The 14,550-nt window shown below is 54.5% G+C and carries 12 protein-coding genes; 10 read left to right on the top strand and 2 right to left on the bottom strand.

Features of this window, described 5'->3' with window-relative positions; all coding sequences use genetic code 11:
* Nucleotides 1–136 precede the first annotated feature (136 nt).
* The 3 genes from tal to ACE38U_RS05815 all read left to right on the top strand — a co-directional run bounded on the left by tal (nt 137) and on the right by ACE38U_RS05815 (nt 3,223).
* A complete protein-coding gene (tal, locus tag ACE38U_RS05825; RefSeq protein ID WP_038475706.1) occupies nt 137–1,090 on the top strand; it encodes a transaldolase in 954 nt (317 codons plus the stop codon).
* A 109-nt stretch (nt 1,091–1,199) separates the two neighbouring features.
* On the top strand, nt 1,200–1,787 hold the full coding sequence (gene mog, locus ACE38U_RS05820) for a molybdopterin adenylyltransferase (protein ID WP_176982200.1): 588 nt from the start codon (nt 1,200–1,202) through the stop codon (nt 1,785–1,787).
* A 125-nt stretch (nt 1,788–1,912) separates the two neighbouring features.
* Nucleotides 1,913–3,223 carry an MFS transporter gene (locus ACE38U_RS05815; protein ID WP_375529332.1) on the top strand — a complete coding sequence of 437 codons (1,311 nt, stop codon included), beginning with the start codon at nt 1,913–1,915 and terminating at the stop codon, nt 3,221–3,223.
* Nucleotides 3,224–3,275: 52 nt separating this feature from the next.
* On the opposite strand, the gene satP is transcribed toward ACE38U_RS05815, so the two are convergent.
* Nucleotides 3,276–3,842: an acetate uptake transporter gene (satP, locus tag ACE38U_RS05810; RefSeq protein WP_038475702.1), complete on the bottom strand. Its 567-nt coding sequence runs from the start codon at nt 3,840–3,842 to the stop codon at nt 3,276–3,278.
* Nucleotides 3,843–4,139: 297 nt separating this feature from the next.
* Here satP and dnaK point away from each other — a divergent pair, with 297 nt between their 5' ends.
* The 4 genes from dnaK to nhaR all read left to right on the top strand — a co-directional run bounded on the left by dnaK (nt 4,140) and on the right by nhaR (nt 9,609).
* Complete coding sequence (dnaK, locus tag ACE38U_RS05805) at nt 4,140–6,062, top strand: molecular chaperone DnaK (RefSeq protein WP_375529331.1); 1,923 nt, start codon at nt 4,140–4,142, stop codon at nt 6,060–6,062.
* Between the two features lie 84 nt (nt 6,063–6,146).
* Entirely contained in the window at nt 6,147–7,280 is a 1,134-nt protein-coding gene (dnaJ, locus tag ACE38U_RS05800) for a molecular chaperone DnaJ (protein ID WP_038475698.1), read from the top strand.
* A gap of 196 nt (nt 7,281–7,476) precedes the next feature.
* Complete coding sequence (nhaA, locus tag ACE38U_RS05795; protein ID WP_375529330.1) at nt 7,477–8,649, top strand: Na+/H+ antiporter NhaA; 1,173 nt, start codon at nt 7,477–7,479, stop codon at nt 8,647–8,649.
* Between the two features lie 66 nt (nt 8,650–8,715).
* Nucleotides 8,716–9,609, top strand: a complete 894-nt coding sequence (gene nhaR, locus ACE38U_RS05790) for a transcriptional activator NhaR (protein WP_038475694.1) — start codon at nt 8,716–8,718, stop codon at nt 9,607–9,609.
* Between the two features lie 64 nt (nt 9,610–9,673).
* On the opposite strand, the gene rpsT is transcribed toward nhaR, so the two are convergent.
* Complete coding sequence (gene rpsT / locus ACE38U_RS05785; protein ID WP_008461694.1) at nt 9,674–9,937, bottom strand: 30S ribosomal protein S20; 264 nt, start codon at nt 9,935–9,937, stop codon at nt 9,674–9,676.
* A gap of 326 nt (nt 9,938–10,263) precedes the next feature.
* Between rpsT and ribF the strand changes: the two genes are divergently transcribed.
* The 3 genes from ribF to lspA are packed head-to-tail and all read left to right on the top strand — an operon-like array spanning nt 10,264 to nt 14,548.
* Nucleotides 10,264–11,196: a bifunctional riboflavin kinase/FAD synthetase gene (ribF, locus tag ACE38U_RS05780; protein ID WP_038475692.1), complete on the top strand. Its 933-nt coding sequence runs from the start codon at nt 10,264–10,266 to the stop codon at nt 11,194–11,196.
* A 32-nt stretch (nt 11,197–11,228) separates the two neighbouring features.
* On the top strand, nt 11,229–14,045 hold the full coding sequence (gene ileS, locus ACE38U_RS05775) for an isoleucine--tRNA ligase (RefSeq protein WP_375529329.1): 2,817 nt from the start codon (nt 11,229–11,231) through the stop codon (nt 14,043–14,045).
* On the top strand, nt 14,045–14,548 hold the full coding sequence (gene lspA / locus ACE38U_RS05770) for a signal peptidase II (RefSeq protein WP_038475688.1): 504 nt from the start codon (nt 14,045–14,047) through the stop codon (nt 14,546–14,548). The genes ileS and lspA overlap by 1 nt, the downstream gene beginning before the upstream one ends.
* Nucleotides 14,549–14,550 lie beyond the last annotated feature (2 nt).

Here is a 14,550-nt window from a genome sequence, read left to right as displayed (position 1 = left end):
GCGGCCGAGTTTATCATATTCTGGTCCACTGGACGGACAGCACTTGTCGCGGTTGCACCTGATGGGCGGCGTGATATCATCAAGTCAGACCGGTTACATCTCCCTAACAAGCTACACCTGAAGAGAAACACTCATTATGACGGATAAATTGACTTCTTTGCGTCAACTGACCACCGTGGTTGCTGACACCGGAGATATCGCGGCAATGAAGCTGTACCAGCCGCAAGATGCTACTACCAACCCTTCTCTGATTCTTAACGCTGCGCAGATCCCTGAGTATCGCAAACTGATTGACGAAGCGATTACCTGGGCTCGTAGCCAGAGCAGCGACCGCGCTCAGCAGGTGGTTGACGCTTCCGATAAGCTGGCTGTGAACATCGGCCTGGAAATTCTGAAGCTGATCCCTGGCCGTATTTCTACCGAAGTGGATGCTCGCCTGTCTTATGACACCGAAGCCAGCATCGCTAAAGCGAAACACCTGATCAAGCTCTACAACGACGCGGGCATCAGCAACGATCGCATTCTGATTAAACTGGCTTCAACCTGGCAGGGCATTCGCGCTGCAGAGCAGCTGGAAAAAGAAGGCATCAACTGTAACCTGACCCTGCTGTTCTCCTTCGCTCAGGCGCGTGCCTGTGCTGAAGCTGGCGTATTCCTGATTTCTCCGTTCGTTGGCCGTATCCTCGACTGGTACAAAGCTAACACCGACAAGAAAGAGTACGCCCCGCAGGAAGATCCAGGCGTGGTTTCCGTGACCGAAATCTACCAGTACTACAAGCAGCACGGCTATGAAACCGTAGTTATGGGCGCAAGCTTCCGTAACGTCGGTGAAATTATCGAGCTGGCTGGCTGTGACCGCCTGACCATCGCTCCTGCTCTGCTGAAAGAGCTGTCTGAAAGCGAAGGCGCGCTCGAGCGTAAGCTGAGCTACACCGGTGAAGTGAAGGCGCGTCCTGAGCGCATCACCGAGTCCCAGTTCCTGTGGCAGCACAACCAGGATCCAATGGCCGTAGACAAGCTGGCGGACGGTATCCGTAAGTTTGCTATCGACCAGGAAAAACTGGAAAAAATGATCGGCGACCTGCTGTAATCATTCCCGTGGCCGGCGCCTGTCGGCCACGCTTTTCACCGCTTCTCCTGTCTGCATCCTCTTTCCCCGTGTATCATTCCGCTCAGGCTTGCTGATTTCCGGAAACTTTATGAATACCTTACGCATTGGACTCGTGTCCATTTCTGACCGCGCTTCCAGCGGCGTGTACCAGGACAAGGGCATCCCTGCGCTGCAGGAATGGCTGGAAAATACCCTGACTACGCCCTTTGAGATGCAAACTCGCCTGATCCCCGATGAACAGCCCATTATTGAGCAAACGCTTTGTGAGCTGGTTGATGAGATGGGCTGCCATTTGGTGCTGACCACCGGCGGAACCGGCCCCGCGCGCCGCGACGTAACGCCGGACGCTACGCTTGCGGTTGCTGACCGCGTGATGCCCGGGTTTGGCGAGCAGATGCGTCAAATCAGCCTGCATTTTGTTCCGACGGCGATCCTTTCGCGTCAGGTGGGGGTTATCCGTAAACAGGCGCTGATCGTTAACCTGCCGGGGCAGCCAAAATCAATTCAGGAAACGCTGGAAGGCGTGAAGGACGAAAGCGGGAAAGTTGTCGTGCCGGGTATTTTTGCAAGTGTACCGTATTGTATACAGTTGCTTGATGGGCCTTATATCGAAACCGATGCCGGGGTCGTAGCAGCTTTTCGTCCTAAAAGCGCACGTCGCGAAACAAAACCCTGAATAATCAGCTTTTGTGACATAAGATCGAATTGTTATGGAGTGTTAACATTTAACCGTTATAGTAACTCTGGCTTTACATACAAACGGAAAAAATAATTAACACTCCTCTTTACAAGCGGTCCCCTATGTCAAAACAGCACGCCAGACCTCTTAATCGCCAGGACTATAAAACCCTGACGCTTGCCGCCCTCGGCGGTGCCCTCGAATTCTACGACTTCATCATTTTCGTCTTCTTTGCGGCCGTATTGGGAGAGCTTTTCTTCCCGGCTGACATCCCCGAGTGGCTGCGCCAGGTGCAAACGTTCGCCATCTTTGCTGCGGGCTATCTCGTGCGTCCTCTGGGCGGTGTCGTCATGGCGCATTTTGGCGATCTGGTGGGGCGCAAAAAGATGTTTACCCTCAGCATTCTGCTGATGGCTGTTCCGACGCTGGCTATCGGCCTGTTGCCGACCTATGCGTCGTTAGGGATTGCGGCTCCGTTGCTGTTATTGCTGATGCGTATCCTGCAGGGTGCGGCAATTGGGGGAGAAGTCCCTGGAGCCTGGGTGTTCGTTTCCGAACACGTTCCGGAAAAGCGCATCGGTATTGCCTGCGGTATCTTAACGATGGGGCTGACCGTCGGGATTCTGCTGGGTTCTGTAGTGGCAACCATCATCAATACCTCAATGACTCAGCAGGCTATTCACGATGGCGGCTGGCGTATTCCTTTCTTCCTGGGCGGGATTTTCGGCCTGGTGGCGATGTACCTGCGCCGCTGGCTGCGTGAAACGCCTGTTTTCCTCGAAATGCAGCAGCGCAAGGCGCTGGCCGAAGAGCTGCCGCTCAAATCGGTGATAGTTGGCCATAAAAAAGCGGTGGTGGTTTCAATGCTGCTGACCTGGCTGCTTTCCGCCTGCATTGTGGTCGTCATTTTGATGTCCCCCATCTGGCTGCAAAAACAGCACGGTATTGCGCCAGCCCTGACGCTGCAGGCGAACAGTATCGCGACGATTATGCTGTGCGTTGGCTGCCTGCTGGCAGGGCTGGCGGCCGATCGCTTCGGCGCGGGGAAGACCTTTACCGTAGGCAGTTTCCTGCTTGCCGTTTGCAGCTGGATGTTTTATCACCTGAGCGGGACTCACCCTGAGCATCTGTTCCTGCTGTATGGCCTGGTCGGGCTGAGCGTGGGCGTGGTGGGTGCGGTGCCGTTTGTTATGGTACGTGCGTTCCCGGCGCAGGTGCGTTTTACCGGCATATCGTTCTCTTACAATCTGTCGTATGCCATTTTCGGCGGCCTGACGCCAATTGCGGTGACCATGCTGATGGGCGTTTCGCCAATGGCACCGGCCTGGTACGTGCTGGGGCTGGCTATCGTGGGGTTGGTGATGGGGATTTGGCTAAGAAAAGATATTCATCATCAGGATAAGATAGAAAAAGGGGCGCTGACGCAATCCTGAATAAAAAAAACGCGGAGCAGGGCTCCGCGTTTTACTTTCCACTAAAGGAAGATCAGTGTTTTTCGCCGATTGGCAGCACGGTGCGGCCAAACTGCTCGTTCAGCACTTCACCCATTGCGAGGTAGATAGCGCTTGCGCCACAAACCAGGCCAATCCAGCCAGCAACCTTAACGATAGCTTCGTTATCTGCCAGGTGGCCAATCGCCAGCAGGGCAAACAGCACGGTCAGGCTGGCAAACACGAACTGCAGCATGCGTGGCGCTTTCAGGGTGCCGAAGAACATGAACAGCGTGAATACGCCCCACAGGCCCAGGTACGCGCCGAGGAAGTGGCCGTTGGCCGCATCACTCAGGCCCATTTTAGGCATCAGCAGAATCGCCACCAGCGTCAGCCAGAAAGAGCCGTAAGAGGTGAAGGCGGTTAAACCGAAAGTGTTCCCTTTTTTAAACTCCAGCAGGCCCGCGAAGATTTGCGCGATCCCACCGTAGAAAATCCCCATCGCGAGGATAGTAACGTCAAAACCAAAAATACCTGCGTTATGCAGGTTGAGCAAAATGGTGGTCATGCCGAAGCCCATTAAGCCCAGGGGAGCTGGATTAGCCAACTTAGTGTTGCCCATAGTTCCTCTGAAAAATTCATCTGAAATGTAATGTCAATTAATGCCACGCAGCCGGGAGTCCGGTTGCGGGCGCGGCATAATAATCAGGCTGCACGTCGCCGTCTATGATCTGAGCGGGGGGAAAGCAGAAAATTTTTTTTCACCTGCCCCTTGATGGCAGGCGTTGCGACCCCATCTTGTATGCAACCGCAGTTGGCGGACCTGAAAAAAAACGCTTCGGGCAGTTGAAACAGATGCTTTTGCCCGCATAACAGGTTCACAACCACATGATGACGAATTTTTAGTGGAGACGTTTAGATGGGTAAAATTATTGGTATCGACCTGGGGACAACCAACTCTTGTGTCGCGATTATGGATGGTACAACTGCTCGTGTGCTGGAGAACGCCGAGGGCGACCGCACCACGCCTTCTATCATTGCTTACACTCAGGACGGCGAAATCCTGGTAGGTCAGCCGGCTAAACGTCAGGCAGTGACTAACCCGCAAAACACTCTGTTTGCGATCAAACGCCTGATTGGCCGCCGCTTCCAGGACGAAGAAGTGCAGCGTGATGAAGCCATCATGCCTTACAAAATCATCGGCGCTGACAACGGCGACGCATGGATTGATGTAAAAGGTCAGAAAATGGCACCGCCGCAGATCTCTGCAGAAGTGCTGAAGAAAATGAAGAAAACCGCTGAAGATTACCTGGGTGAGCCGGTAACCGAAGCTGTTATCACCGTACCTGCATACTTCAACGATGCTCAGCGTCAGGCAACCAAAGACGCCGGCCGTATCGCGGGTCTGGAAGTCAAACGTATCATCAACGAACCAACCGCAGCCGCGCTGGCTTACGGTCTGGATAAAGAAGTTGGCAACCGTACTATCGCGGTTTACGACCTCGGTGGTGGTACTTTCGATATCTCTATTATCGAAATCGACGAAGTTGACGGCGAAAAAACCTTCGAAGTTCTGGCAACCAACGGTGATACCCACCTGGGTGGTGAAGACTTCGACAGCCGCATGATCAACTACCTCGTTGACGAGTTTAAGAAAGATCAGGGCATTGACCTGCGTAACGATCCGCTGGCCATGCAGCGCCTGAAAGAAGCGGCAGAAAAAGCGAAAATCGAGCTTTCTTCTGCACAGCAGACCGACGTGAACCTGCCGTACATCACTGCAGACGCGACCGGTCCAAAACACATGAACATCAAAGTGACTCGTGCGAAACTGGAATCCCTGGTTGAAGACCTGGTAAACCGTTCTATCGAGCCGCTGAAAGTTGCCCTGCAGGATGCTGGCCTGTCCGTTTCCGATATCCAGGACGTTATCCTGGTCGGCGGTCAGACTCGTATGCCAATGGTGCAGAAAAAAGTTGCTGAGTTCTTCGGTAAAGAGCCGCGTAAAGACGTTAACCCGGATGAAGCTGTTGCTATCGGTGCAGCGGTTCAGGGTGGTGTTCTGACGGGTGAAGTGAAAGACGTACTGCTGCTGGACGTTACCCCTCTGTCTCTGGGTATCGAAACCATGGGCGGCGTGATGACTGCACTCATCAACAAAAACACCACGATCCCGACCAAGCACAGCCAGGTGTTCTCTACCGCTGAAGACAACCAGTCTGCGGTAACCATCCACGTGATTCAGGGTGAGCGTAAACGCGCATCCGATAACAAATCACTGGGTCAGTTCAACCTGGACGGGATCAGCGCGGCACCGCGCGGTATGCCACAGATCGAAGTCACCTTCGACATCGATGCTGACGGTATCCTGCACGTTTCTGCAAAAGATAAAAACAGCGGTAAAGAGCAGAAGATCACCATCAAGGCATCTTCTGGTCTGAACGAAGACGAAATCCAGAAAATGGTTCGTGATGCAGAAGCTAACGCCGAAGCTGACCGTAAGTTCGAAGAGCTGGTTCAGACCCGCAACCAGGGTGACCATCTGCTGCACAGCACCCGTAAGCAGGTTGAAGAAGCAGGCGACAAACTGCCGGCTGACGACAAAACTGCTATCGAGTCTGCGCTGACCGCGCTGGAAACGTCTCTGAAAGGCGAAGACAAAGCGGACATCGAAGCCAAAATCCAGGCACTGGCTGAAGTTTCCCAGAAGCTGATGGAACTGGCTCAGCAGCAGCACGCTGAACAGCAGGCTGGCAATGCCGCAGATGCAGGCCACGCCAACGCCGGCAAAGACGACGATGTTGTTGATGCCGAGTTCGAAGAAGTTAAAGATAAAAAATAATCGCCCTGATGCAGGGTAATTAACCGGCACGGGCGCGGAGTTTACTCCACGCCCGTGCTCGTATGTTAAGGGCAGAAAAAAGAGATGGCGAAGAGAGACTATTACGAGGTTTTAGGCGTTCCGAAGTCAGCGGAAGAGCGTGAAATCAAAAAGGCTTACAAGCGCCTGGCGATGAAGTTCCATCCGGACCGTAACCAGGGCGATAAAGAGGCCGAGGCGAAGTTTAAAGAGATCAAAGAAGCCTACGAAATCCTTACCGACGATCAAAAACGTGCGGCCTACGATCAGTATGGCCACGCCGCGTTTGAGCAGGGCGGCATGGGCGGCGGTGGCGGCTTTGGCGGCGGCGGTGCGGACTTCAGCGATATCTTTGGCGACGTATTTGGCGACATTTTTGGTGGCGGACGCCGTCAACGTGCGTCTCGTGGCGCGGACCTGCGCTACAACATGGACTTAACGCTTGAAGAAGCGGTTCGTGGCGTCACCAAAGAGATCCGTATCCCGACGCTGGAAGAGTGTGACGTTTGCCACGGCAGCGGCGCGAAAAAAGGTTCTTCTCCGCAGACCTGTCCAACCTGTCACGGACAGGGCCAGGTGCAGATGCGTCAGGGCTTCTTCACCGTGCAGCAAAGCTGCCCGCACTGTCAGGGCCGCGGCACCATCATTAAAGATCCGTGCAACAGCTGTCACGGCCACGGTCGCGTAGAGAAAACCAAAACGCTGTCGGTGAAAATCCCGGCTGGCGTGGATACCGGCGACCGTATTCGTCTGTCGGGCGAAGGCGAAGCGGGTGAACACGGTGCGCCGTCAGGCGATCTGTACGTTCAGGTTCAGGTGAAACAGCACCCAATCTTCGAACGTGAAGGCAATAACCTGTACTGCGAAGTGCCGATCAACTTTGCTATGGCTGCGCTGGGTGGGGAAATTGAAGTCCCAACTCTGGACGGTCGAGTTAACTTGAAGGTGCCGGGCGAAACGCAAACCGGCAAGCTGTTCAGAATGCGCGGTAAAGGCGTGAAGTCTGTACGCGGCGGTGCGCAGGGCGACCTGCTGTGCCGTGTGGTTGTAGAGACGCCGGTTAGCCTGAACGAAAAGCAGAAAAAGCTGCTGCGTGACCTGGAAGAGAGCTTCGGTGGCCCAACCGGGGCGAATAACAGCCCGCGCTCGAAGAGCTTCTTCGACGGCGTGAAGAAATTCTTTGACGATTTGACCCGCTAATTTCTTCCGGCTGCAATACTGCAAAAACCTGAACTGCTTCATTCGGTTCAGGTTTTTTTATGCCTGCCGCAATTGATCGGTTTTAACGATCATTGTTTGCCATATAAGCTGTTTTTAACGATGTGTCATTATCGCTATGCTGGCTACCATATTAGTGTTCAGGATGAATCGGCTACTTAGAGAGTTAGGTGAAATAATGACTAAAAATCTGCAACGCTTTTTTCAGAATGATGCCGCTGGCGGTATTTTTTTGATTGTTGCCGCCGTGCTGGCGATGCTGCTGGCGAACATGGGAGCAACCAGCGCCGGTTACGAGGCATTTCTCGCCGCGCCCGTTGAGGTGAGAATTGGGCCGTTGGATATCAGTAAAAATCTGCTGCTGTGGGTGAACGACGCCCTGATGGCGATTTTCTTCCTGATGATAGGTCTGGAGGTGAAGCGGGAGATGGTGATCGGTTCGCTAGCCGATCGTCGTCAGGCTTCGTTTCCGGTCATTGCCGCCCTGGGTGGGATGGTCGTGCCGGCTCTGCTTTACCTGGTTTTCAACTATGCTGATCCTGTCACGCGTGAAGGCTGGGCTATCCCGGCGGCAACGGATATCGCGTTTGCTTTGGGGATCCTGGCGTTGCTGGGCAACCGAGTTCCGCTGGCGTTGAAGGTCTTCCTGATGGCATTGGCGATTATCGATGACCTTGGGGCGATTGTGATTATCGCGCTGTTTTATACCCACGATCTCTCGATGATGTCGTTGGGCGTTGCGGCGGCGGCCATCGTTGTCCTGGCGCTGCTGAACCTGTTTAACGTTCGCCGTACAGGCGTCTACATCCTGGTTGGCATTATACTTTGGACGGCGGTATTAAAATCAGGCGTGCACGCTACGCTGGCGGGAGTCATTATTGGCTTCTTCATCCCGCTAAAAGAGCAGAAAGGGCGCTCGCCCGCTCAGGAGCTGGAGCATGTGCTACACCCCTGGGTTGCTTTCCTGATCCTGCCGCTGTTTGCCTTTGCCAACGCCGGGGTTTCGCTCAACGGGGTGACGCTGGAGGGGCTGACGTCTCTGCTACCGCTCGGCATTATTGCCGGACTGTTTATCGGCAAGCCGCTGGGCATTAGCCTGTTCTGCTGGCTGGCGCTCAAACTGAAGCTTGCCTCGCTGCCGGAGGGCACAAGCTTCAGGGATATTATGGCGGTGGGCGTGCTGTGCGGCATTGGTTTTACGATGTCGATTTTTATCGCCTCGCTGGCATTTGGCGACGTGGATGCGGAGCTTATTACCTGGGCGAAGCTGGGGATTTTGCTGGGATCGTTACTTTCCGCGGTCGTAGGTTTTACCATGCTAAAAGCACGGTTGCCTAAGGCTGCTTCATGACGGTACTGGCTGCCGGGTCATCGTCAGATGACCCGATAATGGATTAACTCTCAGGGAGTGAAGGGCATGTCCCATATCAATTACAACCATCTTTATTATTTCTGGCACGTGTGCAAAGAAGGGTCAGTCGTCGGTGCCGCTGAGGCACTGTTCCTGACCCCGCAAACCATCACCGGGCAGATTAAAGCGCTTGAAGAGCGCCTGCAGGGCAAGCTATTCCGTCGTCAGGGAAGGGGGCTTGTGCCTTCCGAGCTGGGGCAACTGGTGTTCCGCTATGCCGACAGAATGTTTACCCTAAGCCAGGAAATGCTGGATATCGTTAACTACCGTAAAGAGGCCAATATCCTGTTTGATGTTGGCGTCGCGGATGCGTTGTCCAAGCGCCTGGTCAGCGGCGTGCTGGACGCAGCGGTCGTTGGGGATGAGCAGATTCACCTGCGCTGCTTTGAATCTACCCATGAAATGCTGCTCGAGCAGCTGAGCCAGCATAAGCTGGATATGATCATTTCGGACTGCCCGATAGACTCGACTCAGCAGGAAGGGCTGTTTTCGGTGAAGCTCGGCGAGTGCGGTATCAGCTTCTGGTGCAAGGGGCCTGCGCCGGAGCAGTCTTTCCCTGCCTGCCTTGAAACACGCCGTCTGCTTATTCCCGGGCGCCGCTCCATGCTCGGGCGCAAGCTTCTCAACTGGATTAACATTCAGGGGCTGAAGATTGAGATTCTGGGCGAGTTTGATGATGCCGCATTGATGAAAGCGTTTGGTGCAGCGCACAACGCTATCTTTGTTGCTCCGACGCTGTACGCGCAGGACATCTACAGCGGTGACAACATCGTCGAGATAGGCAGAATGGATAACGTGCTGGAGGAGTACCACGCCATTTTTGCTGAGCGTATGATTCAGCATCCCGCCGTGCAGCGCATCTGCAGCAAGGATTATTCGGCGCTCTTCAAAGTTGGCTGAGTGACAGGCATAAAAAAACCGGCGTTAGCCGGTTTTTTTATCAAAGCTCACAGCAAAAAGGCGATTAAGCCAGTTTGTTGATTTGCGCAGTCAGGTTTGCTTTATGACGCGCAGCTTTGTTTTTGTGGATCAGACCTTTAGCAGCCTGACGGTCCACGATTGGTTGCATTTCGTTAAATGCTTTCTGTGCAGCAGCTTTATCGCCAGTTTCAATCGCTGCGTATACTTTCTTGATGAAAGTACGCATCATAGAGCGACGGCTTGCGTTGTGCTTACGAGCCTTTTCAGACTGTACAGCACGTTTCTTAGCTGATTTGATATTAGCCAAGGTCCAACTCCCAAATATGATCTATGTGGACAATTCAAAGGCCGAGGAATATGCCCCGTTAGCCTTCTTTTGTCAATGGATTTGTGCAAATAAGCGTCGTTAAATTTCCGACACCTCTTACGTGTGATGGCGCGGATTCTACCAGCATCAGGCTTGGGAATACAGTCTTTCGCATCAAAATTCGTCAAGACAAATGCGAAGCGGGTGCAAAGCCCTTCCCAGTACAATGAATTCATTCAAGCTTTACGTTAAAGGCGGTAATCGTCGGTTAACCTTAATCGCGGTAGTTGGTATAATCCGCCAATTTCCACTGTTTTGAGCCAGCCATGAAGCTGATACGCGGTATACATAATCTGCGCCGGGAGCACCACGGGTGTGTACTCACCATTGGTAACTTCGACGGCGTACATCGTGGCCATCAGGCACTGTTAAAGGGCCTGTGTGAAGAGGGGCGTGCGCGCAATCTCCCTGTGATGGTCATGATTTTCGAGCCTCAGCCGCTCGAATTGTTTGCACCGGAAAAGGCACCAGCTCGCCTGACTCGTCTGCGAGAAAAGCTGCGTTATTTGGCCGAGTGTGGCGTGGACTATGTTCTGTGCGTTCGCTTCGACCGTCGTTTCGCCGCGTTGAGCGCGCAAAACTTTGTCAGCGATCTTCTGGTTGACCGTCTCGGGGTGAAATTCCTCGCGGTCGGCGATGATTTCCGCTTTGGCGCTGGTCGCCAGGGGGATTTCTTGTTATTACAGAAGGCTGGCCGCGAATACGGTTTTGACATCACCAGCACCCAAACGTTTTGTGAGGGGGGCGTGCGCATCAGCAGTACTGCGGTGCGTCAGGCGCTGGCCGATGACGACCTGCCGCAGGCCGAAAGCCTGTTGGGGCATCCGTTCATGATCTCCGGTCGCGTAGTGCACGGTGATGAACTGGGCCGCACGATTGGTTTCCCAACGGCGAACCTGCCGCTGCGCCGCCATGTCTCCCCGGTGAAAGGGGTTTATGCGGTTGAAGTCTCAGGCCTCGGCGAAAAGCCGATTGCCGGCGTGGCAAACATTGGCACTCGCCCTACGGTGGCGGGAATACGCCAGCAGCTTGAAGTCCATTTATTGGACGTTGTAATGGACCTTTATGGTCGCCATATAGAAGTAGTGCTGCGTAAAAAGATACGTAATGAGCAGCGATTTGCTTCACTCGATGAGCTGAAGGCGCAAATCGCCAGAGATGTGGTATCAGCCCGAGAATTTTTTGAGTCAAATGCCTGAAAGGCTAACCGAAATACGGAACCGAGAATCTAATGAGTGACTTTAAATCTACCCTAAATTTGCCTGAAACAGGGTTCCCGATGCGCGGCGATTTAGCCAAGCGCGAACCGGGTATGCTGGCGCGTTGGAATGATGACGATCTGTACGGCATCATCCGTAATGCGAAAAAAGGCAAAAAAACCTTTATTTTGCATGATGGCCCTCCTTATGCGAACGGTAGCATTCACATTGGTCACTCAGTTAACAAGATTCTGAAAGATATTATCATTAAGTCCAAAGGGCTCTCCGGCTTCGACTCTCCGTACGTGCCGGGCTGGGACTGTCACGGCCTGCCAATCGAGCTGAAAGTTGAGCAACTGATCGGTAAGCCGGGTGAGAAAGTGTCAGCCGCTGAGTTCCGTGCCGCGTGCCGCAAATATGCCGCCGAGCAGGTTAATGGCCAGCGCGAAGACTTCATTCGCCTGGGCGTGCTGGGCGACTGGTCTCGTCCATACCTGACCATGGACTTCAACACCGAAGCCAACATCATTCGTGCGCTGGGTAAAATCATCGGCAACGGCCACCTGCACAAAGGGGCTAAGCCGGTTCACTGGTGCGTTGACTGCCGTTCCGCGCTGGCGGAAGCGGAAGTCGAGTATTACGACAAAACGTCCCCGTCTATCGACGTGACGTTCAACGCTGTAGATGTCGATGCGGTCAAAGCTAAGTTTGGTGCCTCAGCCGTCAATGGCCCGGTCTCCCTGCTTATCTGGACCACCACGCCGTGGACCCTGCCGGCTAACCGCGCTATCTCCCTGGGCGCTGAGTTTGACTACGTGCTGGTGCAGATTGAAGGCCAGGCGCTGATCGTGGCGAAGGACCTGATGGAAAGCGTGCTGAAGCGCGCTGGCGTGACCGATTACCAGATCCTCGGCACCGTAAAAGGCGCTGAGCTTGAGCTGCTGCGCTTTAAGCATCCGTTCATGGGCTTTGACGTTCCGGCCATTCTTGGCGACCACGTTACCCTGGACGCGGGTACCGGGGCGGTACATACCGCCGGTGGCCACGGCCCGGACGACTACACCATCAGCCAAAAATATGGCCTGGAAATCGCTAACCCGGTTGGCCCGGACGGCAGCTATCTGCCGGGTACCTACGAAGGCCTGGACGGCGTTCAGGTATTCAAAGCTAATGACCTGATCGTGAACATCCTGCGTGATAAAGGCGCTCTGCTGCACGTTGAAAAACTGCTGCACAGCTATCCGCACTGCTGGCGCCACAAAACGCCGATCATCTTCCGTGCAACGCCGCAGTGGTTTATCAGCATGGATCAGAAAGGCCTGCGCGCGCAGTCCCTGAAAGAGATCAAAGGCGTGCAGTGGATCCCTGACTGGGGCCAGGCTCGTATCGAATCCATGGTGGCGAACCGCCCAGACTGGTGTATCTCACGTCAGCGTACCTGGGGCGTGCCGATGTCTCTGTTCGTGCATAAAGACACCGAAGAACTGCACCCACGCTCGCTTGAGCTGATGGAAGAAGTGGCTAAGCGCGTTGAGCAGGACGGCATCCAGGCGTGGTGGGATCTCGACCCGCGCGACATCATGGGTGACGACGCCGACAACTACGTGAAAGTGCCTGATACCCTGGACGTTTGGTTCGACTCCGGTTCAACCAATTACTCCGTGGTCGACGCACGCCCTGAGTTCCACGGCCATTCTGCGGATATGTACCTGGAAGGTTCCGATCAGCATCGCGGCTGGTTCATGTCCTCCCTGATGATCTCCACGGCGATGAAAGGCAAAGCGCCTTACCGCCAGGTACTGACCCACGGCTTCACCGTTGATGGTCAGGGCCGTAAGATGTCCAAGTCTATCGGCAACACCGTTAGCCCGCAGGACGTGATGAACAAGCTCGGCGCGGACATTCTGCGTCTGTGGGTGGCGTCTACCGATTACACCGGTGAAATGGCAGTTTCTGACGAGATTCTGAAACGTTCCGCTGACGCTTATCGTCGTATCCGTAACACCGCGCGCTTCCTGCTGGCAAACCTGAGCGGCTTCAACCCTGAAACCGACATGGTGAAACCAGAAGATATGGTGGTGCTGGATCGCTGGGCCGTTGGCTGCGCGAAAGAAGCTCAGGCGGATATTCTCGCCTCTTACGAAAACTACGATTTCCACGAAGTGGTGCAGCGTCTGATGCGCTTCTGCTCCGTCGAAATGGGCTCGTTCTACCTCGACATCATCAAGGATCGTCAGTACACCGCGAAGGCCGACAGCGTAGCTCGTCGCAGCTGCCAGACCGCGCTGTATCACATCTCTGAAGCGCTGGTGCGCTGGATGGCGCCGATCATGTCCTTCACCGCCGACGAAATCTGGGGCTTCCTGCCAGGTGCGCGCGAGAAGTATGTGTTCACCGGCGAGTGGTACGAAGGTCTGTTTGGCCTGGCGGAAAGCGAAGGGATGAACAATGAGTTCTGGGATACTCTGCTGACCGTGCGTGGCGAAGTGAACAAGGTCATCGAGCAGGCTCGTGCTGATAAGCGCATCGGCGGTTCTCTGGAAGCGGCAGTCACCCTGTACGCTGACGCTGAGCTGGCGGCGAAGCTGAACAGCCTGAGCGATGAATTGCGATTTGTCCTGTTGACCTCGGCCGCTGCCGTTGCCGATTATGCGCAGGCGAGCGATGACGCTCAGCAGAGCGAAATCCTCAAGGGGCTGAAAGTTGCCTTGCGTAAAGCCGACGGTGAGAAGTGCCCGCGCTGCTGGCATTACACCACCGATATCGGTCAGGTAGCGGAACACGCAGAAATCTGCGGCCGCTGTGTCAGCAACGTAGCCGGCGACGGCGAACAACGTAAGTTTGCTTGATGAAACCAATTTTCTCTACCGGGTTGTGCTGGCTGTGGCTGGTGGTGGTAGTTCTGATTGTGGATCTGGGCAGTAAATACCTGATCCTCCAGCACTTCATGCTGGGGGATACGGTGCCACTGTTCCCTTCCCTGAATTTGCACTACGCCCGTAACTATGGCGCCGCATTTAGCTTCCTGGCCGACAAAGGCGGCTGGCAGCGCTGGTTCTTCGCGGGGATCGCGATCGGTATCTGCGTGGCGCTGGTGTGGATGATGTATCGCGCTAAAGCGAGCCAGAAGCTGAATAACATCGCCTATGCGTTAATCATTGGCGGTGCGCTCGGCAATCTGTTCGATCGCTTGTGGCACGGCTTTGTCGTCGACATGATCGATTTCTACGTTGGCGACTGGCACTTTGCCACCTTCAATCTGGCCGATACCGCAATCTGTATCGGCGCGGCGCTGATTGTGCTGGAGGGCTTCTTTGTCTCCTCCGACAAGCCCGCAAAGCAAAAAGGGTAATC

The organism is Cedecea selenatireducens, assembly GCF_042138895.1.
Classification (GTDB): domain Bacteria; phylum Pseudomonadota; class Gammaproteobacteria; order Enterobacterales; family Enterobacteriaceae; genus Cedecea; species Cedecea selenatireducens.
Note: the sequence above shows the minus strand (reverse complement) of the source record. Positions and strands in the feature narration are given on the sequence as shown.

Bases quoted from the DNA above. Each gene is read 5' to 3' on its own strand.
- tal (WP_038475706.1), top strand. From the start codon at position 137: ATGACGGATAAATTGACTTCTTTGCGTCAACTGACCACCGTGGTTGCT.
- mog (WP_176982200.1), top strand. From the start codon at position 1,200: ATGAATACCTTACGCATTGGACTCGTGTCCATTTCTGACCGCGCTTCC.
- ACE38U_RS05815 (WP_375529332.1), top strand. From the start codon at position 1,913: ATGTCAAAACAGCACGCCAGACCTCTTAATCGCCAGGACTATAAAACC.
- satP (WP_038475702.1), bottom strand. From the start codon at position 3,842: ATGGGCAACACTAAGTTGGCTAATCCAGCTCCCCTGGGCTTAATGGGC.
- dnaK (WP_375529331.1), top strand. From the start codon at position 4,140: ATGGGTAAAATTATTGGTATCGACCTGGGGACAACCAACTCTTGTGTC.
- dnaJ (WP_038475698.1), top strand. From the start codon at position 6,147: ATGGCGAAGAGAGACTATTACGAGGTTTTAGGCGTTCCGAAGTCAGCG.
- nhaA (WP_375529330.1), top strand. From the start codon at position 7,477: ATGACTAAAAATCTGCAACGCTTTTTTCAGAATGATGCCGCTGGCGGT.
- nhaR (WP_038475694.1), top strand. From the start codon at position 8,716: ATGTCCCATATCAATTACAACCATCTTTATTATTTCTGGCACGTGTGC.
- ribF (WP_038475692.1), top strand. From the start codon at position 10,264: ATGAAGCTGATACGCGGTATACATAATCTGCGCCGGGAGCACCACGGG.
- ileS (WP_375529329.1), top strand. From the start codon at position 11,229: ATGAGTGACTTTAAATCTACCCTAAATTTGCCTGAAACAGGGTTCCCG.
- lspA (WP_038475688.1), top strand. From the start codon at position 14,045: ATGAAACCAATTTTCTCTACCGGGTTGTGCTGGCTGTGGCTGGTGGTG.